Origin of the sequence: Lactobacillus sp. RTP31084st1_F9_RTP31084_210423 (assembly GCF_040919545.1) — a bacterium.
GTDB classification, from domain to species: Bacteria; Bacillota; Bacilli; order Lactobacillales; family Lactobacillaceae; genus Lactobacillus; species Lactobacillus paragasseri.
Map to the genome: position 1 here is coordinate 192,647 of NZ_JBCOVH010000003.1, position 20,364 is coordinate 213,010.

At 34.2% G+C, this 20,364-nt stretch carries 18 protein-coding genes, 1 tRNA gene and 1 other annotated feature; of the genes, 5 read left to right on the plus strand and 14 right to left on the minus strand.

The window, feature by feature from the left end:
• Positions 1-63: 63 nt before the first annotated feature.
• A complete protein-coding gene (locus AB5359_RS08260) occupies positions 64-2,610 on the minus strand; it encodes a sigma 54-interacting transcriptional regulator (RefSeq protein ID WP_048685989.1) in 2,547 nt (848 codons plus the stop codon).
• Positions 2,611-2,706: 96 nt separating this feature from the next.
• On the opposite strand from AB5359_RS08260, the gene AB5359_RS08265 reads away from it, so the two are divergent.
• Positions 2,707-3,948, plus strand: a complete 1,242-nt coding sequence (locus AB5359_RS08265; protein WP_077410544.1) for an RNA polymerase subunit sigma-54 — start codon at positions 2,707-2,709, stop codon at positions 3,946-3,948.
• 43 nt (positions 3,949-3,991) lie between these two features.
• Here the strand turns inward: AB5359_RS08265 and AB5359_RS08270 are convergent, their stop codons facing one another.
• A complete protein-coding gene (locus tag AB5359_RS08270) occupies positions 3,992-4,768 on the minus strand; it encodes a tyrosine-protein phosphatase (RefSeq protein WP_048685993.1) in 777 nt (258 codons plus the stop codon).
• 216 nt (positions 4,769-4,984) lie between these two features.
• On the opposite strand from AB5359_RS08270, the gene thiD reads away from it, so the two are divergent.
• The 3 genes from thiD (at position 4,985) to AB5359_RS08285 (ending at position 7,928) form a co-directional block, all read left to right on the plus strand.
• Entirely contained in the window at positions 4,985-5,803 is an 819-nt protein-coding gene (gene thiD, locus AB5359_RS08275) for a bifunctional hydroxymethylpyrimidine kinase/phosphomethylpyrimidine kinase (protein WP_048685995.1), read from the plus strand.
• Between the two features lie 72 nt (positions 5,804-5,875).
• Complete coding sequence (locus tag AB5359_RS08280) at positions 5,876-6,559, plus strand: type 1 glutamine amidotransferase (RefSeq protein ID WP_048685997.1); 684 nt, start codon at positions 5,876-5,878, stop codon at positions 6,557-6,559.
• Positions 6,540-7,928: an APC family permease gene (locus tag AB5359_RS08285; RefSeq protein WP_020807120.1), complete on the plus strand. Its 1,389-nt coding sequence runs from the start codon at positions 6,540-6,542 to the stop codon at positions 7,926-7,928. The genes AB5359_RS08280 and AB5359_RS08285 overlap by 20 nt, the downstream gene beginning before the upstream one ends.
• A gap of 59 nt (positions 7,929-7,987) precedes the next feature.
• On the opposite strand, the gene AB5359_RS08290 is transcribed toward AB5359_RS08285, so the two are convergent.
• On the minus strand, positions 7,988-8,881 hold the full coding sequence (locus AB5359_RS08290) for a DMT family transporter (protein ID WP_003651819.1): 894 nt from the start codon (positions 8,879-8,881) through the stop codon (positions 7,988-7,990).
• Positions 8,882-8,997: 116 nt separating this feature from the next.
• Positions 8,998-9,238, plus strand: a binding site (T-box leader).
• 60 nt (positions 9,239-9,298) lie between these two features.
• Here AB5359_RS08290 and asnA point away from each other — a divergent pair.
• Positions 9,299-10,309, plus strand: coding sequence for an aspartate--ammonia ligase (asnA, locus tag AB5359_RS08295; protein ID WP_003651821.1), 1,011 nt, complete (start codon positions 9,299-9,301; stop codon positions 10,307-10,309).
• 29 nt (positions 10,310-10,338) lie between these two features.
• Here the strand turns inward: asnA and AB5359_RS08300 are convergent, their stop codons facing one another.
• The 11 genes from AB5359_RS08300 to AB5359_RS08350 all read right to left on the minus strand — a co-directional run bounded on the left by AB5359_RS08300 (position 10,339) and on the right by AB5359_RS08350 (position 20,361).
• Positions 10,339-10,842 carry a CPBP family intramembrane glutamic endopeptidase gene (locus AB5359_RS08300; RefSeq protein WP_232001014.1) on the minus strand — a complete coding sequence of 168 codons (504 nt, stop codon included), beginning with the start codon at positions 10,840-10,842 and terminating at the stop codon, positions 10,339-10,341.
• Positions 10,839-11,339 (minus strand): hypothetical protein, encoded by a 501-nt coding sequence (locus AB5359_RS08305; RefSeq protein ID WP_368287207.1) that lies wholly within the window; start codon positions 11,337-11,339, stop codon positions 10,839-10,841. The genes AB5359_RS08300 and AB5359_RS08305 overlap by 4 nt, the downstream gene beginning before the upstream one ends.
• A gap of 314 nt (positions 11,340-11,653) precedes the next feature.
• Positions 11,654-13,054, minus strand: coding sequence for an APC family permease (locus tag AB5359_RS08310; RefSeq protein ID WP_003651824.1), 1,401 nt, complete (start codon positions 13,052-13,054; stop codon positions 11,654-11,656).
• Between the two features lie 17 nt (positions 13,055-13,071).
• On the minus strand, positions 13,072-13,797 hold the full coding sequence (locus AB5359_RS08315) for a gamma-glutamyl-gamma-aminobutyrate hydrolase family protein (RefSeq protein WP_003651826.1): 726 nt from the start codon (positions 13,795-13,797) through the stop codon (positions 13,072-13,074).
• Positions 13,798-13,958: 161 nt separating this feature from the next.
• A complete protein-coding gene (locus AB5359_RS08320) occupies positions 13,959-15,341 on the minus strand; it encodes an amino acid permease (protein ID WP_003649887.1) in 1,383 nt (460 codons plus the stop codon).
• Complete coding sequence (locus tag AB5359_RS08325) at positions 15,331-16,722, minus strand: amino acid permease (RefSeq protein ID WP_020807126.1); 1,392 nt, start codon at positions 16,720-16,722, stop codon at positions 15,331-15,333. Before AB5359_RS08325 ends, AB5359_RS08320 begins: the two co-directional genes overlap by 11 nt.
• A 157-nt stretch (positions 16,723-16,879) precedes the next feature.
• Positions 16,880-17,242, minus strand: coding sequence for a DUF956 family protein (locus AB5359_RS08330; protein ID WP_003649885.1), 363 nt, complete (start codon positions 17,240-17,242; stop codon positions 16,880-16,882).
• A 62-nt stretch (positions 17,243-17,304) separates the two neighbouring features.
• On the minus strand, positions 17,305-18,234 hold the full coding sequence (locus AB5359_RS08335) for a PTS system mannose/fructose/sorbose family transporter subunit IID (RefSeq protein ID WP_003649884.1): 930 nt from the start codon (positions 18,232-18,234) through the stop codon (positions 17,305-17,307).
• Between the two features lie 28 nt (positions 18,235-18,262).
• The gene (locus tag AB5359_RS08340) at positions 18,263-19,066 is read right to left on the minus strand and encodes a PTS mannose/fructose/sorbose transporter subunit IIC (RefSeq protein ID WP_003649883.1); all 804 of its coding nucleotides are present in this window, start codon (positions 19,064-19,066) and stop codon (positions 18,263-18,265) included.
• A gap of 21 nt (positions 19,067-19,087) precedes the next feature.
• Entirely contained in the window at positions 19,088-20,086 is a 999-nt protein-coding gene (locus AB5359_RS08345; RefSeq protein ID WP_048685999.1) for a PTS sugar transporter subunit IIB, read from the minus strand.
• A gap of 202 nt (positions 20,087-20,288) precedes the next feature.
• Positions 20,289-20,361 (minus strand) — tRNA-Asn (locus AB5359_RS08350).
• Between the last annotated feature and the right edge of the window lie 3 nt (positions 20,362-20,364).

A 20,364-nucleotide genomic window follows, 5' to 3' on the forward strand; every position in this document is an offset into this window, starting at 1 on the left:
AGTGCAAACAAAAATAGTGCTTAGATAATTTCTAAGCACTATTTTTTACCTAATTATTTGTGTCTAAATGTAGTTTTCAATTAATTCATATATAAGCGAAATTTCAAAATCATTAATTACAATATTATATTTCATTTCCACTGGTTTAAATATAGTCTTAGAAACAGATTGAAATTCTTTCGCCTTCTCGTCCCTAAAAAGATTAGTCATATTTTGCTTATCTGAATTCAACAAAACTCTTTCTATCATTAGAGATAAGTGCATATATAAATTTAATTTTATTTTTCCAGAAAACTGAACATTGTAATAATCTTCATATTTTTTCACTATAGTTTCTACTTCATCAATTACCATAGAGGGATTTAAAAAGTTTAATCTATCTTTTATTCCTTCAATTGTCAGAAATTTGAGAAATTTTTCTAATACATCATCAATATTTTTATCTTGCTCTCCCATATCTTGCAAATACATACGAAGCTTACTAAAACCCTTCTGATCTAAAATATCATAAATATTTACAATAGGTAGATCAAGATTGGTCTTAAAGTCAGTAGTTGTCATAATAAGATCAGTGTTCTTAAAAAACTGTTCGTTATTATTATCAATATAACTATGCAGTTTGCGATAGTCCATAGTAAAAATTTGATGAGTAGTAGATAGTGACTTCTCCATAATATCTTTTATTGCTTTAGATAAACCTAAACCTGATAAACATGAAACAATAATATTCTTTTTATTTGATAATCCTTCAAAATATTGAACACCTAAATACTGACCGTAATTTTCTGCTTTTGTAGCAATCTCATTAAAATTTTCTTGTCTCTGAACTCTCATAGCAATATCTAACGCGGTAGCAGTAGTTATATTATTAACAACTAACAATTCTTTATTCAAACTATGTTTAATTTTTGTAAACATTTGATTTAGTGAGCCCATATCAAAAAGTAAAATTATGCCTTTTTCTCTTGCTTTTTGCTCTACCAAATATTTATAAACTAGCTTATTGATATCATTTACTGATGCCTCAATTGACATATCAAATGCTTCAAATATATAATTACCTGCTAAATTATTTACTACTTTTTGAATACTTTCGGCTGTTGATGTCCCATGAGCAAGTAAAATAGAAGTATATCTAATGCTTTCAACCTTATTTATTACATTTTGCATCATCAGCAAAAACCATAAATAAGATTTATCTTTCAATTCTGTGTTACTCCGCTCTAAAAATTTGCGATAAACATAAAAAGATCTCGAATACTTATTTCTTAAAAGTTCATAATATTCTTGATTATTCTGAACTTTTATATCTAAAAAAGTGGAAAGTCTAAACGCAAATGTTAAATTTCTTACATCGTCATCACTTAAGTTAAGATCTATTCCGTATATTCCCTTAATGATAGTTTGAACCTTATTAATTAAAGTTATATTCACTTTATTTGCAAAATATATTGTTTTGTCAAACTGCTTTAAATCCCGTAGATTTTTAATAATTATTAATTTAAAATCACTCATGACTTTATTTTGTTTAATAGCATCAATTAGTTCGTTTTGAATATTCTGAAAGATTTTTTTAACACTTCTCTTAAAAATATTAAGTCCCTTTACATTTAAATGCTTATCAATTTCAATTAATTCACTATCATCAGAACTCGGAATCTCAACTTCAATTTTTGACGGCTCCTCCGCAAAACTTTTAGAACATAGCATTTTCACTCTGTTTTGAAGAGTTCCTAAATTACCTATATAATTTTGATTTGCCAAATCAATAATAGTATTTTCATGAACTAAATATTTTAATTTAGTGTTTACAGCTTCTTGCTTAAAACAATTTAAAACATATTCAATTCTTTCAAATGCTGGTCTATCGATTAGTGGAGGAATATCAATATGAACTGGAATTCTTCTCATAAAAGTCTTAAGCATATACTTATTAAGATCTTCCGTTGTAGCACAAATCAGCCTAATATGAGCAACATGTGGATTTTCTACCTCCCCCAAAGGATAAAATGTGTGATTATCAATTAATGAAAATAGTTTTTCTTGATTAGATTTTGAGAGTCGATGTACTTCATCTAAAAAAAGATACCCATTGTTTGCCTTATCAATCAATCCCTCAGAGTCATGATCAGCTCCAGTAAAAGCTCCTTTTTTATATCCAAATAATACTGAAGAAAGTAACTCCGTATTATTTGCATAATCCGCAGTATTTAAAGTGACAAACGGTGCATTTTTATCTATCACTCCTAAAGCTTTTGCTTCCTCATATATCTTCTTAGCTAGATAACTTTTTCCTACACCGCTTCTACCAGTGATCATTACCGGAAGTCCATTAGATGGGTATAAAATTGATTCTTTTGCTAGTTCAATACTTTCTTTTAAGCTACTATCATGACCGATTATTTCATCAAAAGGCAACTTTTTTTCACTTAATGTCCACACAACTGGCCTAGTAGTAGACTTATTAACTTTATTTTGTTTATATAATTTTGCTAAGTAACCTGAAACAACACTTCTGCTGAGATTCAAGCCATGTGCTATTTGTTCTGTATTTAATTCTTTAGACTTATTTTGCTTTAAAAAAGCTAAAACATTATCTATTGCTTTCATTATGGTCTCCGTTTTAAACACTATTTTTACTATTTAAGCACTATCTTTGAACTCTTCTAGTCCTTATACGTTTATTATAGAGGCGGAGTGTTTAAAATGATAAATCAATTTCAAAAAACTACACAAAGTCAGAAACAGATCTTTAAGCAGTATCAATTAACTAGTTTATCCATGTTAAGTGATTCTTATACTGACTTAGCACACTACTTAAAAACACAAGAGGAAAAAAATCCCTATTTAACAGTAACTTCTAATAGAACAAAACAAAATTTAGATTGGATTACAGAGGACGAATCTGGATTAACAAAAACGAAATTACTGCATGACTTTAACTTAGAGGTAAAGAGTAATAAGTTGAAATATTTCGGCGCAATTGTAATAGACAATCTAGATGGTCATGGGTTTCTATCAGACTATCATCATCTTATAGAACAATTTCCTCAACAACAGAAATTAATCAATAAAGCAATAAATATTGTTCAAAATATCGGCCCTACAGGCATTGCTGCTAGAAGTGTTTCAGAATGTTTATTACTTCAACTTAAACATAAAAGCAATTATCCTAAAAATACTGATACAATCATCAAATATTATCTTGAAGACTTAGCAAATCATAATTTTAGGAAAATTTATACTAATCTTTCTATTTCTAAAAATGACCTATTTAAAGTAGTATGTTTTATCAAATCTCTTAGGCCAGGAGTTGAAATTAATACAGACATTAATAATAAAATTATTATTCCAGAACTTTTTATCTGCTATGATCATAAAAAGATTTTTACGCATTTAATCGAAGATAATCAATTCAACTTAGAGTTTAAAACACCCAGTTATTCCACTAATGATACTGAAACGCTTAAATTTATTAAAAAGCAAAAAAAACAAGCCCAAAATTTACAAAAGAATTACCAGCGTCGTCAGGATACCTTACTCTTGATTGGACAAACAATTGCAGAACAACAAGAAATATTTTTTGCTACTGGAGGTAAAAAATTTACTCCATTAAATGAATCACAAATTGCCTTGGAAACCCATCTAAACGTATCTACTATTAGTCGAACGGTTAGAAGTAAATATTTTCAATGCGATTTTGGTATATTTCCTCTGAATATACTTTTTAGTAGTAAAATAAACAATTTCTCTCAAAAAAACATATTAAATATGCTTAAAAAGATAATTTTAAATGAAAATCAAAAAAATCCTCTTACAGATGACGAAATAAAAAATAAATTACTAAAAAATAACATTGCGGTTTCACGACGAACAATATCTAAATATCGAAAAAAATTAGGAATTGGAAATTACTATCAACGACAAAAAAACTATTTTCTACTTTAGCTTATAAGAATAAATTAGAAAATAGTTCAATTTATTTAATTTTTTACTCCAAATACAATTTCCTAAAATCTTTCAAATCCTGCTTTGAAAAACCCAATTCCTTCGTAAAGTAATTTTCAAAACCACCATACCCAGCATCAATTGTTTGCGTAATTCCTTTAACAGCCGTTCCCTCTCCTTCAGTAACATTCATTCGATTAACCATTTTAATCATCTCAGAATCACTTGGGAGCTGCTTTTTAAGGCCAAAAGTATACAACTCATTAGTTAATAAATAGTCGCGTGCAATGGTATGCTCGTCAATTCCAAGTCCTTTTAAAATTAGAGCTGTTGTCATCCCTGTACGGTCTTTTCCAGCACTGCAATGATAGACTAAGGCTTCATTTTCAGGCAAAGTAAGTAATGCTGCAAATACGCGTGCAAAAGCTTTTTGACTAGCTGGGCTCAAAATCACATTTTGATATATCTCGCCTAAATAACTGTCAACTTTAGGAATGTGATGCAAAAAGCGATAAAGCTTATGACTATCATTAACAAAATTACCACTGCTATCTTCCGCATAGACATGACAATCCAAAACTTCAACACCCTGCCATTTTCGATCTGGCGCCATTACTTGTTCATTGCTAGTCCTTAAATCACAGTCTACTGTGACATTCATTTTTGCTAATTTTTCTTCGTCGCGTTCAGTTAAGCTGCTTAATGAGTCAGAGCGATAAATTTTTCCCCACTTCACATGTTTACCTTCATTATTTTCATAGCCACCGATATCACGAAAATTTATAGTACCGTCAAAAGTAATTAAGCGATTATGTTCCATAGCTTCTCATCCTCTATCTTATTGTCTCTCATCTTATATTCTAGCTTATTTTCTTAAGGAATTAAGTATTTAAGACTTAGGCACTTACTTTATTTACAAAATCTCTAGCGATAGTTTTAGACATAAATACAGAACACTTTCACTTTGTTAGTTTCTTATCTATAATTAATAGTAATAACTTACCAGTAAATAACTTTCAAGGAGGATTGCACAATAATGTCAAATGAACACATAGAAGCTCTAACAATTGCTGGTCATGATAGTGATGGTAGCGCTGGGATGCCAGCTGACTTACATGCCTTTTACGCACGTGGCGTTTATGGTATGGGGCTCTTAACTGCTGCCGTTGCTGGAAATTCGCAAGGAATTTTTGCTCAACAATTAATGCCATTAGATTTTATTCAAAAGCAATTCGATGTCTTAAATGATGATTTCAAAATAAAGGCCGTTAAGACTGGAATGCTTGCTAATAAAGATATTATCGATGTAGTTGCTAAAAACTTAAAACATTATCAAATGCAAAATATTGTGCTTGATCCAGTGATTATTACTAAACATGGTGCCACCCTTTTAGCAGATGATGCATACCAAGCATTTCTAAAAAAATTAGTACCACTTGCCACAATTATTACACCAAACTTTTTTGAAGCACAAAAGCTAACCGGTCTTAAATTGAAAAACGAGTCTGAAATCAAGCAAGGAGCTAAAATGTTACAAAAAATGGGCGCTGAAAATGTTTTAATCAAAGGCAGTCATCATAACGACAAACAAACAGAAGTTAAAGATTACTTACTGTTAGAAGACGGCTCAGACGAATGGTTAACCAAGCCCTACTTTAAGACTGATCGCGTTAACGGTACAGGAGATACTTTATCAGCAGTAATTGCAGCTGAACTTGCAAAGGGTAATGATGTCAAAACTGCGGTTAAAATTGCCAAAGATTTCACCTATGAGGCACTTTCACATCCCATTAATGTTGGTGCAAAATATGGTCCCATTAACCATCTAGCTGCTCAAGAAGAAATGAAACAATAATTTTTACTAACTAGGATTTAAGACAATTTTAAGTTATACTTTGAACATACAATTTAAATAGGGATGATAATTATGGCAGATAAAACAATTAAAATTGCATACTTATATGAAGACTTAATGAATACTTATGGCGATTCAGGTGACGTCAAAGTAATTCGTTACTTACTTGACAAACAAGGCTATCAAACTGAAGTTGATAACATTTCTCTAGATGACAAATTCGATGCTAACAACTACGACTTTTTATTCTTTGGCGGCGGTCAAGACTTTGAACAAACTGTTGTAGCTAAAGATCTGCCACGTCACAAAGAAACAATTGAAAATTATATCAACGCTGGCAATCCAATGCTTTGTATCTGTGGTGGTTATCAATTAATGGGGGATTATTACAAGACTAATTCTGGGATTACAATCAAAGGCTTAGGTATTCTGCCCCTTCATACTGTTTTTAAGGCTGATAAGCGGATGATTGGCGATACTCGCTACATGACTGAATGGGGCGAAGTAAAGGCCTTTGAAAATCACTCTGGACAAACTTACTTTGATAATACTGATATGCTTCATCCTTTCGGCGAAATGATTGAAGGCTATGGTAATAACCCACAAGATAAAGTTGAAGGCTTACGTTACAAGAACTTTATTGGTTCATATTCTCACGGACCTTTACTTCGAAATACAAATGTCGCAAATGCGATTGTTAAGATGATTTTAGAACGTCACAAGGAGCGTACTGCTAATGAAGTTGAATCCGTTTAGAAAAGAAAGCCTCAAGCGTTATTTGGGTACTGATAAGCACTTTGCCAAAACGCTTGGGGCTTTTGACTTATTAACTATCGGTATTGGCGCAGTTATTGGTACTGGAATTTTTATTTTACCAGGTACTGTTGCCGCTAAAGAAGCTGGCCCTGGTGTAACTTTATCATTTTTAGTTGCAGCTTTAGTTTGTACTCTAGCAAGTATGTGTTATGCGGAACTTTCCTCTAGCATCCCAGTCGCTGGCTCAGCCTATTCCTATGGAAATATTCTTTATGGAGAAGTCATTGGCTGGATTCTAGGCTGGGCACTGATTCTAGAGTATATGCTGTCCGTTGCGGCTGTTTCTGCTGGCTGGGCTTCTTATTTTAATTCGCTGCTCCATAGTTTTGGTTTACATATACCACATCATTTTGAAGGACCGTTTGATCCCCTAAATGGTACGTACCTAAATTTATGGGCGGTTATCAGTGTTTTATTAATCGGAATTTTACTCTCACGTGGAATGAAAACATCCATGAAATTTAATAATGCAGCAGTTTTAATTAAGATTGCTATTATATTTATATTCATTGGTGTTGGTTTATTTTTCATTAAACCGAAAAATTATCAACCTTTCACTCCCTATGGTACAACTGGTGTTTTACGTGGCGCTACAACGGTCTTTTTCGCCTTTCTAGGCTTTGACGTTGTTTCATCCTCAGCAGCCGAAGTTAAAAATCCTAAGAAAAATATGCCAATTGGAATCATTGGTACCTTAATTGTGGCAGCCCTTCTTTATATGGGAGTATCAGTTGTTTTAACTGGAATGGTAAACTACAAGCAGCTAGATGTAGCAAATCCCGTTGCCTACGCTTTAAAATTAGTTAACCAAGGCTGGGTAGCTGACCTCTTATCAATTGGAGCAATTGTAGGAATGAGTACAATGATGCTTACCATGATCTATTCAAGTTCACGTTTAATTTATTCTATTGGCCGTGATGGATTATTGCCAAATTTTTTAGGAAAAATTGATAAGCATGGCCTTCCAGAAAATGCTCTGTGGATTGTAACCATCGTTATTGCTTTAATGGGAGGGTTATTTTCACTAGAAGAACTTACTAGCTTAGTTTCAATTGGAACGTTACTTGCCTTTACTTTCGTATCTTTCGGCGTCATTTTATTGCGCAGAAGAAAAGATATTCCTGAAGGCGACTTTAAAGTCCCATTTTACCCAATAATTCCAATTCTTTCTGGCCTAGCCTGCATTGGAATGATGTGCTTTTTATCAGTTAAAACTTACATTTTTGCTGGTATTTGGTTCTTATTTGGATTATTTATTTACTGCGTTTATGGATATAAGCATAGTAAGATTAGTAAGAAAAATAATTAGTTAGAAAAAAGCTTAGTTACTGCGCAAATACGTGTGCTATCAAGTAACTAAGCTTTTTCTTATCTTTTATGTTTGGGTTCCCAGTTAAGGGCTAAAACGGCACAAATAATCATAATTGACCCAATCCAATCAATTGGCGCCATCACCAATCCAAAAATAATTACAGAACCAATTGTAGCTGAAACCGGCTCAAAAGCATCTAACAAACTAGCAGTTGATGGTTTAATATAGCGAAGCGAGCCCATCATCCATTGAAAAGGAATTAAGGTACCTATTACAATCACGCCAGCCATCAGCCAAAAAATATTAATATTGTTTGGAATCTTCGGCCATACAGGATGTGCAAGTGCCAAAGCTATTCCTGAAAAAAGTAATCCCCAACCTGTAACTACAAGACTTGAAGTATGATCAAGCAATCTACGTGGAATCAAAGTATTAGTAGCTACTCCGACTGCAGAAATAAGGCCCCAGAATAAGACTGATGGGGTTAAAGATAGTTGATTAAAATGACCATGTGTAGCTAAAAAGAAAACACCTAAAAAAGCGACGATAGCTGCAATAACATCTACTGCCCGCAATACTTGGTGTTCAAATACTACCATATAAAATAAGACAAAAAATGGCCCAATAAACTGTAAAACGGTCGCAACTGAAGCATTTGCCTGTTGAACCACGATAAAGTAACAATATTGCACAGGCAATAAACCTAATAACCCATAAGCAATAACGGTAATCGCATCTTTTTTATCAGTCATTGTTTTTAATGGCTTTTTCCCAGTTACCTGGGCAAAAATCAAAAGCAAAATTCCACTTAATACCATTCTTACCTGAGAAATCCAAATCGGCGTTATACTTGCACTGATATTAAACAGTCCCTTAGCAAATAAACCCGAAATCCCCCAAAAAACACAAGCTAAAGCAGCTAAGCATGTCCATAATCTTTTTTTCGTCATATCTTTCCAACTTTCCTAATCTTATGCAAAACTCATCATAACATACTGCAAAAAAATTATCTTTTTTCTCTTGCTTTTTCAAAGTAAATCGATTTAAATATAATTAATATAAAAATTAAAAAGCAATGAAGAGACGAGTAGATAATTTTATTCTTTCAGTGAATTAGCGTTAGTGAGAAGCTAGTAGACCCTGAATTATCGAATAACACTTTTTCGCTGTGCTGCTAGCCTAAATTACAGTAAGCTACGCCGTCATCGGTACGTTATCAAACCGAGGAGCATGATTGTGCTCTATTAAGCTGGTCTATTTTTAGACAATTTAGGTGGTACCGCGGAAAAAAGCCTTTCGTCCTGAGAACATCAGGAGTGAAGGGCTTTTTCTTTACTCTTAATATTTTTTCTAAGGAGTACATAATTATGACATTGATATTACCTAAGGACTACCAACCAAGTCTAACCATTCGTGATACTGAAGCCGCAATTGTTTTCATTAGAGAAACTTTTCAAGACAAAATTGCTGAAAAATTAAATGTTCAACGAATGTCAGCACCAATGTTTGTTGAAAAATCTACTGGATTAAACGACAACTTAAATGGTGTTGAACGCCCCGTTTCTTTTGATATGAAAGCTATGCCTAACGATACAATTGAAGTAGTTCATTCACTAGCCAAATGGAAACGTCTGGCACTTAAGCGCTACGGATTTGGAATGCATGAAGGTCTTTACACTAATATGAACGCAATTAGACGTGATGAAGATTTAGATAATTTCCACTCAATTTACGTAGACCAGTGGGATTGGGAAAAAATCATTTCCAAAGATGAGCGTAATATCGATACCTTAAAAGATACTGTTAAGCAAATCTTTAAAGCAATCAAAGAGACAGAAAAAGAAGTTGCAGCCCGCTACCCTAGCTCTACTTATCGTTTACCTAGCGAAATTACATTTATTACTACGCAAGAACTCGAAGACCGCTGGCCTGATTTAACACCTGATGAGCGTGAAGATAAAATTGCTAAAGAGAAAAAAGCTGTATTTTTAATGAAGATTGGGGATAAGCTAAAACGTAGTGGTAAGCCACATGATGGTCGCGCACCAGACTACGATGATTGGCAATTGAATGGTGACCTCTTATTTTGGTATGAACCTTTACAACGTAAATTAGAAATCTCTTCAATGGGAATTCGTGTCAGTGAAGAATCACTAAAAACGCAACTAAAAAAAGCCCATGCCGAAGAAAGAGCAGCTTTGCCATTTCATAAAATGCTTTTAAACGGAGAGCTTCCTTATACAATTGGCGGAGGAATCGGACAATCTCGTTTGTGCATGCTTTTACTCGGAAAAGCCCATATTGGAGAAGTTCAAGCTAGCATCTGGCCTCCAAAAATGATTGAAAAATGTGAAGCAGCTGGAATGCAAATGTTATAAAAAAGGAGTATCGGTTGATACTCCTTTTTTTAATACATATTTTCTTGTTCTAGGGGCTGGAGAATTCGATCACTATTCTCCTGCATTACTAGTATACGTTTTCCACTAATCATCCACAAATAAATGCATACCGGAACGACTACTGAAATAATGGCAACTAACCATTCACCTGTGCTCCCATCCCAAGTTCCTGGCTGATCTCCATTTTCTTGTAAAAAGATCAAAAAATCCATAAAGAAGTGCATCAACATTGTCAGCCATAATTTACCAGTATATAAATAAACAATCGCAAAAAACAATCCTATTCCAAATGCAAATGTAACTTGAGCAATAGTTGGAGCTAATTTTTGCCACCCGAAATTAGCAAAATGAAGTAAGCCGAAAAACAAAGCACTAATAAAAATAGTTATTGGAACTTGCCATTTGTTCTTTCTTAAAGCGTATAAGAGAGCAATGATGACTAGATATCGATTCATCTCTTCCATTATTCCCGCTTCAGCAGCTTGACTAAAACTATTTAAAGTAAACTTCATGGATCAGTATGGTAGGAAAAAAGTACGGAAAACAGGTTATTGCCGTATCCACCAAATGCATTCCATATAATATCAACAATTCCAAAAACAATTAAAAATACTAATACACCATCAGAGAAATTAGCCGATTTTTCAAATTTTAAATTAAAGTCAAAATTATAACCCCATCCCCAAGCTAAGAAACAAGCCCAAATGGTATAGGCAAAAGCAGCCCACAATCCTGTAGAGAGAACTGTATTAAAGAACTTATTGCCTGGGATATGTCCCAATGTGCATATTTCCATTAGATTTTCCATCATCCAAAAGATTAAAATTAGACGCGGAACAGTCCACTTAACTTCAGCACCTACTGCAATTGCAAAAGGTATTAACCATCCCAATCCTATCAAGAGAAAGATAACAGCGACTATTGCGCCCATGTGTGGCCATGCCTTTGCTACGACATTCATTAATTCAATCAAGCCACATAATGACAATAAAGGCCAAAAGATAATCATCAACCAGCGATTGAAAGTATCAACTTTTGGTGGCTTTTTCTGCCAGAGCACCAGTAGTAGCATTAAAACTAACAATGGAGAGAAGAATATTAGTAGAAAGACTTCATTATGTTGTACCCATAACTGATGTCTCAACACTGGATGAAGGTATAAAAAAAGATAAAAAAATTACTCCTAGTATTAGTTCAGCAATTAATGCATAGCGTGCTTTTTCTTTCATGTGGTTTAACTTCTTCCTAGTATTACTAACATCCTTTCTTCAGAATACAAAAAAGGACTACCTAAGCCAAACTGCCTAGTAGTCCTTTCTTAAATTATTTACTAGCCTTACGATCTTTTCTAGAGATAATGAACATAATTAATGGTAAAACAATAAATCCAAAAATCATCATTGCTATTGCATACCAATTAATTCCAGTTACTTGTCCACTTGCATTAACCACACCAAATTGTGCTTTCCAGTTATATTCAACTAATAAGAAAATAACTAAGACGATTGAAAGAATTGGAACAACAATATCAGTCCATATGTTCTTCTGGGCATCTAAGACAGATTCTGCAGTCTTTCCACGATAAAATTGGATAACTGCTAACGGAACTACAATGAAGCCTAGAAAACGTACCATTGCACTTAATGTAATCAAGTTAACCATGTTATATTCAAATGCCATTGGAATTAAAATTGCAAGTAATACTGAAATAAAGAACGTTCTAATTGGAAAATTATTCTTGGTTCTCTTAGTTAAACTCTTTGAAAATTGGTTTTCACGCGCCATAGCTTCCAAAATTCTTGGTGCATTAAAGCTAGAAGCAACGTTAATACCAAACATTGAAATTAAAGCACCTACTAGAATAACATCCCTTAAAATCTCATTTTTAAAAATTGCTGCAATCGCTACAACCTGCTTAGTTGTCATCAAGGCCTTAGGATCAAGCACCATCGCAACTGCAACAACACCAATATAAACTATCGCAATTACGATGATTGCTAAGGGAATAGCACGTGGTAAATTCTTAGCTGGATTTTTCATATCCTCTGAACCAGAAGCAACGGATTCAAATCCAGTAAAGGCATAAAAAGCTGATACAATTGCCATTACAAAGCCTGTAGTAGTTAAAGTTGGCACAATCTTTTGACCATTTTGAGTAATTTGATCTACTTCATTTAAGTTGCTTGAAGCCCCAGTCATAATTAATAATACTACTCCAGCAACAATAATTAATACTAAGGCAGCTAACTTACCAAGTGTTGCTAAATTCATGACATACTTAACAACCTTTTGACCAAATAAGTTAATGATCGTAATAACAGCCATTAAGATTAAAAAGCCAATGGTCACACTCATCGTTTTGTTTGGATTACCACCAAAAATAGAAATTGTTGATTTGATAACCCCAACTGCCATAACACCCCAAGCTACACTTGCAGAAAAGTAACGTAAAATCCCCATATAGAAACCTACATTATTTCCAAAAGCTGCCTTTGAATATGCATAAGCAGCACCAGATTTAGTTACATATTTTGCAGCCGCCGCAAAAGAAACAGCTAAAATAGAAGCAAAAATTGCCGCTATAAAGTATACAATTAACGCTTTTGATCCAGCCTGTTGAACAACGCTACCTGGCGTCAAGAATATTCCTGAACCAATAATTGAATTAATGGCTAAAAGTACAATCGACCAAAAGCCTAATTTACTTGTTTCATTCTCATTCATCTATTATTAACTTCTCTCTACTCTCTTTTTGCATTATCAATAATATGTTTAAATAAGTTATTTTGATAAGAAACAACGCGGTGAAGCATTTCAGGATGCCATTGAACAGCAATCACTGAAGCATCTTTATTTTCAATTGCTTCTACTACTCCATCAACACAACGAGCTGAAACCTTAAACTCAGGTGCAACATCTTTAATTAATTGATGGTGAAAAGAATTTGTCTGTATTTTTTCTTTTCCCAACAATTCAGCAATCTTAGTTCCTGCAACTGTTTCAACAGTATGAGTAAGTAAAGTTGGCGTTTGTCCCTGATTGTGTTTTAAAGTTTTTCCTTTTCTATAGCTTAAGTCTTGGTATAACGTTCCCCCGTGATACACATTTATTATTTGCGCTCCACGACAAATTCCTAAAACAGGGACCCCGTTTTCTTCAGCTAACTTTAACAATAGCATGTCAAATTGATCTCGTTCAGGCCAAATATCTCCTAATTTTTGTTCTGGTTCTTCCTTATAATTATGAGGATCAACATCATGTCCACCAGATAAAATTAGACCCTGCACATTTAAAAGTTGTTCCTTAATCACTTCTTCATTTTCATTAAAGGGAATAATATAAGGAATTCCGCCATTCTGGATAACAGAATCAACATAATCTTCATTAACATAGCTACGACGATAACCTGGAAAAATACCACTATCATCAATGATTACAGAACCAGAAATGCCAATTATTGGTTTCATGTTGCACTCTCCTTTAACTTACTTTTTACCAGTTAGATTTAATTATAGAGTATATATTCTACTACGTAAATACCACAAGTTAAAATTAGCACTTTTTTCTCACAGTTCACTAATTTTTTGTTTCAATAAAAAAATCATCCTTTTACAGGATGATTTACAAGCTATTTTTTCTTTCGGTGCTTAATTGCATAAACAATTGCTGCTAATACTAGGACACCGGCTCCCACAGCAACAGAAACTCTAGTTTCTGGATTAATAAACATAAAAATAACGATTATTAGCAACATTACAAAGGCAAAATAATTTGAATATGGGTATAGCGGCAGCTTAAATGGATGTTTATTCATCAAATGAGCATTACTTTTTCTAAATTTTAATTCAGCAATCAAAATTACAAACCATGCTACCATCCCTGGTAAAACTGAAGAACTATAGACGATGACAAATAATTCTCCCATTGATTTATTCATTGTTGAGACAATTAGGTTTAAAACGAAGCCGAGTAAAATACCAACAGTAATACCAATAATTGCACGATCAGGAACAATATGCTTTGATAGCTTACCAAATATCTTTGGCGCTTCTCCTTCATGAGCCAATTTAAAGAGCATTCGACTAGAGGAATAGATTCCAGAATTTGCACCCGATAAGGCTGCTGTTAACACAACGAAATTGATAATCCCTGCCGCTGCTGTAATTCCGACCTTAGTAAAAGTTTCTACAAATGGTGACCCAATATTACTTAACTGGTTCCATGGATAAATGGTGACAATAACAAAAATTGCTCCAACGTAAAAAATTAATATACGCCATAAAACAGACTTTACGCTCTTCACTATTGCTTCTTGCGGATTTGCAACTTCTCCAGCTGAAATTCCAATTAATTCTATTCCTTCATAAGAACCTGCAATAATTGCCATTGAAAAGAAGAAGCCTTTCATTCCACCCGTGAAGAAACCACCATGCGACCATAAATTACTAAAACCAAGTGGTTTTCCATGATTACCTACACCAAGTAAAATTACCAGCAAACCCAAAATAATCATTAATATAATTGTTACCACTTTAATCATTGCAAACCAAAATTCTAAAGCTCCATATGCTTTAGCACTAGCCAAGTTTGCTAATAGCAAGAAAGCAATAATAATGATACCCGACCAAAACACACTAACTTGGGGCCACCAAAATTTTAAGTATTCTGTAGCAGCGACAACTTCAGAAATACCAACAACAATGTACTGAAAAACATTGGCCCATTCTGCCAAATATCCGGCTAAAGGAGAAATATATTCTGTAGCATAATCAGCAAATGAACCTGTTCCAGGACTAACATAGAGCATTTCGCCAAGTGCCCGCATTACAATATATAAAATTAACCCCACAAACATATACGCTAATAATACTGAAGGTCCTGTCCATTTTATAGTTGAAGTTGATCCCATGAACAAGCCAACACCTATTGCCCCACCGAGAGAGATCATTTCCATTTGGCCTGCAGTCATGGATCTTTTTAATTTAGGAGGATGATTTTTCTTATTTTCCATCAACACCATCCTTTCTATGACGAATCAGATATACAATTGTAGCTATAATTAATACTGCTGCTCCAACTAGTACAGAAATCCGAGTTTCTGGATTAATAAGCATAAATACTACAATAACAATTAACATTAAAAATGCAAAATAATTAGAAATAGGATATAGCGGCAACTTAAACGGATGATCAACTAGCAAATCTTGATTATTATGTCTAAATTTTAGTTCTGCAAGTAAAATTACAAACCATGGAATCATGCCTGGTAACACTGAGGACGAGAACACGATTACAAATAAATCCTGCGTAGATTTATTAATCGTAGCAGCAATCATATTTACAACAAATCCAATCAATATTCCCCCGGAAATACCTAAAATTGCATGATTAGGAACAATACGCTTAGATATATGACCAAATGTCTTAGGCGCATCCCCATCATGAGCTAATTTAAAGAGCATACGACTAGATGAATAAATTCCAGAATTTGCACCTGATAATGCGGCCGTCAAAACCACAAAATTAATGATACTTGCTGCTGCTGTAATTCCTACTTTGGCAAACGTAGTTACAAAAGGTGATCCAATACTGCTTAATTCATTCCATGGATAAATGGTAACAATGACAAAAATTGCTCCAACATAAAAAATTAGAATTCTCCATAAAACGGATTTGACGCTTTTTATGATTGCTTCTTGTGGATTAGCAACTTCACCAGCAGAAATTCCAAGTAATTCTATTCCTTCGTAAGAGCCAACGATAATTGACATTGAAAAGAAAAAGCCTTTTACGCCACCAGTAAAGAAACCACCATGTGACCATAAATTGCTAAAACCAGTTGGTTTTCCTCCATTACCTACACCAAAGAAAATCACAATGAAGCCCAAGATGATCATCAAAATAATAGTTACAACTTTGATCATAGCAAACCAAAATTCAAGAGAAGCATATGCTTTTGCACTTGCTAAATTTGCTAAAACTAGAAATAAAATGATAATTATTCCCGACCAAAAGACATTAACCTTGGGCCACCAAAATTTTAAATATTCAGTTGCCGCTACCACTTCAGACATTCCAACAACAATATATTCAAATACATTAGCCCACTCTGCTAGATAGCCAGCTAATGGATGCACATACTCAGTTGCATAATCAGCAAATGACCCAGTACCTGGATTTACATATAGCATTTCTCCTAAGGCACGCATTACAATGTATAAAATTAAGCCGACAAACATATACGCTAATAAAACGGATGGTCCCGTCCATTTTATTGTAGAGGTAGATCCCATAAATAATCCGACCCCAATTGCACCGCCCAAAGATATCATTTCCATTTGACCAGCAGTCATAGAACGTTTTAACTTCGGAATTGACTTTTTATTTCCCATTACTTAATGCCACTCCTATAAAAAAAACTAGCAGTCACTCGAGAGCTAGTTTTAAATATCAACAAATTGATTAATGTCATTTTAATACAGGTAAGCAGCAATTCCAAGAACTTTTTGACAAAAAATAAGGAACTCAGTCCTAAAACCAAGTTCCTTTTTAATTTCGTGTAAAATTACGTTTGATCTTTTGCCAAATTGTAAGAGCTCTTCTCATATTGTTTGCTGGAACATGCTTTCGAATAGCACGCAAAGTTGGCTTTACATGTCTTGCAGCAAAGATAAAACTACCATTTTTTTTAGTGCAAATCTTAAATCGTGGAATATATTTTCCACCAAAATATACATCTGCTACTACAACGGTTACTTCGTTCCAAGGAATCTGAACATAATCATTAGGATTGTTATCACTATAGAATTCGAATCCCTTGTCACCAACAAGAATTTTTCCATATGTAGGAATTCCTCTAAACCAAGTCGCAGTATCAACATATTCTGATTTTGTATTTAGTGATTGAACCATATAAAAACCTTTTCATATATAAGAAAAACGGTCTAGAGCAGACCGTCTTTTACTTATTATTGTTATAGTAAGCCAATTACGTGACCTAAAATACCAACAACGAAGATACCAATAATAATAACAATTGGTGAAACTTTCTTCTTTAGTAACCACATACATAAGAAAGTTAATAGCAATGCAGCAAGACCAGGAATTAAACTATCTAAGTTTTGTTGCAAAGTTGTTTCCTTAATTTTATCTAAGGCCATACCATTACCTAAATTATATTCAGATAATGCTTTGTGAATACCTTCTGCTCCCTTTGGAAGAGCGTTCCAATCGATGTAAGCACCCTTTTGAAGTGGAACACTTGAAACAACTGGCTTAAAGTTAATCGTTACCCAACGTTCAATTAAGGCACCGATAACAAACATACCCATCATTGAAGCACCACGAGTGATCTTTTGTAATAAACCACCTGAAGCATCTTCAGTAATCTTAGTACCAGCTTTGTAACCCATTTCTTGAGTGTACCATAAGAATGCCATACGAATTACATTCCATAATACAAAGAATAAGATAGGACCTAAGATGTTTCCGCTCAAAGCAAGTGAAGCACCTAATGATCCAATAATAGGACGAACTGTGTACCAGAATACAGGATCACCAACACCAGCTAAAGGACCCATCATACCAACTTTAACACCTTGAATGGCGGTGTTATCAACATCAGCACCATTAGCCTTATCCTCTTCTAGAGCAAGAGTAACACCAATAATAGGTGATGCTAAGTAAGGGTGTGTGTTAAAGAATTCCAAGTGTCTCTTTAATGCAAGAGATAAATCCTTCTTTTCTGGATACAATTTTCTTAAGGCTGGGATTAAACTGTATGCCCAACCACCGTTTTGCATTCTTTCATAGTTCCATGAACCTTGAAGGAAAGTAGAACGCCACCAAACCTTAATACGATCTGATTTACTTAAAGTTAATTTCTTTTTTGCAGTTTCAGTCATTTATAATTAGCCTCCTCTCGCTCAAATTTTAATAGTCATCCAGGATGTCGCCCAATGGGTCGCCTGAACCAGAATTAGAGTTATTATTGTTTCCACCCTTAGAACCTTCAAGAGCAAGGTACATAATAGCAAGTGAAATACCAATACCACCAAGAGCGATCAAAGTTAATTCCTTAACAGCTGCTAAACAGAAACCAATAATGAAGAATGGCCATACTTCACGGCTAGCCATCATATTAATAACCATTGCGTAACCTACGGCAACAACCATACCACCACCAATGGTCATACCTTCGTTCAACCATGCAGGCATTGCGTTTAAGCCAGCCCGAACAACGGAAGCAGGAATGGCAAGTAATAAAGCTGCTGGAATAGCAATTCTTAAACCTTGTAAAGCAACAGCAATCATTTGCCAACGATCAATAGCTTTCCAGTTAGCTTCTTCTGCTTTTCTATCCATAATATGAACAATAGCAACTGAAATAGTACGAACTAACATAGTTAAGAATAATCCAGCAACAGCCAATGGAATAGCAATACCAATAGCAGTACCAATACCCTTTTGTCCTTGTCCACCTTGTACCAAAATAATAGTTGAAGCAACAGATGCTAAAGCAGCATCAGGCGCAACAGCAGCACCAATATTAGCCCAACCTAAAGCAATCATTTGTAGTGAACCACCAAGAATAATACCTATAGTTAAGTTACCAGTAACTAAACCAATTAAAGTACATGCCACTAGAGGTTGATGGAATTGGAATTCGTCAAGAATCCCTCCCATACCTGCAAAGAAGGCAACGATCACTACCAGAATCATCTGAATAGCATTCATTTATAAAAATCCCCCTATAATTTATTTCTTTTCATTAACTAATTTTTGAGCTTTTTCCAAAAGTTCATCCATATTTTGCTTACCATCAGAAGGAACTTTACGGACATCAAACTTAACGCCCAAATCTTTTAATTTTTTATATGTATCAATATCTTTTTGATCCATTGCCAAAACAGTATTGACATTAACTTTACCATCGCTATAAGCCATGGAACCGATATTCAATTCTTTGATATCCATTCCACCTTCAATAGCTTTAAGCGCGTCTTCTGGATTTTCAAATAAAATTAATGCTTTAGTATTTCCAAACCGTGGATCTTTTACTACTTTAAGCATTTTATCGATTGGAACAACGTTTGCAGGTACACCAGCTGGAGCGGCTTCCTTAATCATTGTCTTACGAATTTTATCCTTAGCAACATTATCTGAAACAACAATAATCCGATTTGGATTCATTGCTTTAGTCCAACCAGTTGCAACTTGACCATGAAGAAGACGTGAATCGATTCTAGCTAAAACATATTTAATGTGGCCATCACCGATAACAGTGCCTTCTGGAATTGCACCTTGTGGATGTGCGTCAGAACTAGAAGCTGATTTAGCAGTAGTCTCTTTAGGCATAAGAGATTCAGGTTGCGTCTTAATTCCATCACGACCTGGCTTAACAATGGCTTTGGCAATATCATGGGCATTATCACTTCCCATTCTTTGACCTAAAGCTTCAATAACCATTGGTAAGTTCATACCAGAAACAATAGCCCAAGTATCTTCATGTTCTTTAACAAGATTGTTTGCTTGGTTAAATGGCGTACCTCCCCATAAATCGATCAAAAACAAGACTTGGTCTTGATCATCAAAAGAAGCAACCGCCTTTTCCATCTTAGCTCTAATATCATCAGGACCTTCATCCGGCTTCAAAATCACATGAGCAAGATTTTCTTGCTTACCGAAAATCATCTCAGCAGATTGAAAAATTCCATCAGCAAAGCCACCGTGACTAGCTAGGACAATTCCTACCATTTGATTTCCCCCTTAATCAAAATATCTTCACGAATACTTTATAGCGGAATAAATGTATACGTTTACTTTTAATATCATACCATTTTTTGCTGAAAATGCTTACATAATAGCAAAAAAATTCAAAAAAATAATATCTATACAGAATAAAAAAGAGAGAATGAAAATATTTTCGTTCTCTCTCTTTCATTTCTTCATTTACTTACTCCGGCTGTCAGACTCGAACTGACGACAACCTGATTAACAGTCAGGTGCTCTACCAACTGAGCTAAGCCGGAATA

Bases quoted from the DNA above. Each gene is read 5' to 3' on its own strand.
- AB5359_RS08260 (WP_048685989.1), bottom strand. From the start codon at position 2,610: ATGAAAGCAATAGATAATGTTTTAGCTTTTTTAAAGCAAAATAAGTCT.
- AB5359_RS08265 (WP_077410544.1), top strand. From the start codon at position 2,707: ATGATAAATCAATTTCAAAAAACTACACAAAGTCAGAAACAGATCTTT.
- AB5359_RS08270 (WP_048685993.1), bottom strand. From the start codon at position 4,768: ATGGAACATAATCGCTTAATTACTTTTGACGGTACTATAAATTTTCGT.
- thiD (WP_048685995.1), top strand. From the start codon at position 4,985: ATGTCAAATGAACACATAGAAGCTCTAACAATTGCTGGTCATGATAGT.
- AB5359_RS08280 (WP_048685997.1), top strand. From the start codon at position 5,876: ATGGCAGATAAAACAATTAAAATTGCATACTTATATGAAGACTTAATG.
- AB5359_RS08285 (WP_020807120.1), top strand. From the start codon at position 6,540: ATGAAGTTGAATCCGTTTAGAAAAGAAAGCCTCAAGCGTTATTTGGGT.
- AB5359_RS08290 (WP_003651819.1), bottom strand. From the start codon at position 8,881: ATGACGAAAAAAAGATTATGGACATGCTTAGCTGCTTTAGCTTGTGTT.
- asnA (WP_003651821.1), top strand. From the start codon at position 9,299: ATGACATTGATATTACCTAAGGACTACCAACCAAGTCTAACCATTCGT.
- AB5359_RS08300 (WP_232001014.1), bottom strand. From the start codon at position 10,842: ATGAAGTTTACTTTAAATAGTTTTAGTCAAGCTGCTGAAGCGGGAATA.
- AB5359_RS08305 (WP_368287207.1), bottom strand. From the start codon at position 11,339: ATGATTATCTTTTGGCCTTTATTGTCATTATGTGGCTTGATTGAATTA.
- AB5359_RS08310 (WP_003651824.1), bottom strand. From the start codon at position 13,054: ATGAATGAGAATGAAACAAGTAAATTAGGCTTTTGGTCGATTGTACTT.
- AB5359_RS08315 (WP_003651826.1), bottom strand. From the start codon at position 13,797: ATGAAACCAATAATTGGCATTTCTGGTTCTGTAATCATTGATGATAGT.
- AB5359_RS08320 (WP_003649887.1), bottom strand. From the start codon at position 15,341: ATGGAAAATAAGAAAAATCATCCTCCTAAATTAAAAAGATCCATGACT.
- AB5359_RS08325 (WP_020807126.1), bottom strand. From the start codon at position 16,722: ATGGGAAATAAAAAGTCAATTCCGAAGTTAAAACGTTCTATGACTGCT.
- AB5359_RS08330 (WP_003649885.1), bottom strand. From the start codon at position 17,242: ATGGTTCAATCACTAAATACAAAATCAGAATATGTTGATACTGCGACT.
- AB5359_RS08335 (WP_003649884.1), bottom strand. From the start codon at position 18,234: ATGACTGAAACTGCAAAAAAGAAATTAACTTTAAGTAAATCAGATCGT.
- AB5359_RS08340 (WP_003649883.1), bottom strand. From the start codon at position 19,066: ATGAATGCTATTCAGATGATTCTGGTAGTGATCGTTGCCTTCTTTGCA.
- AB5359_RS08345 (WP_048685999.1), bottom strand. From the start codon at position 20,086: ATGGTAGGAATTGTCCTAGCTAGTCACGGTGGCTTTGCTGATGGAATT.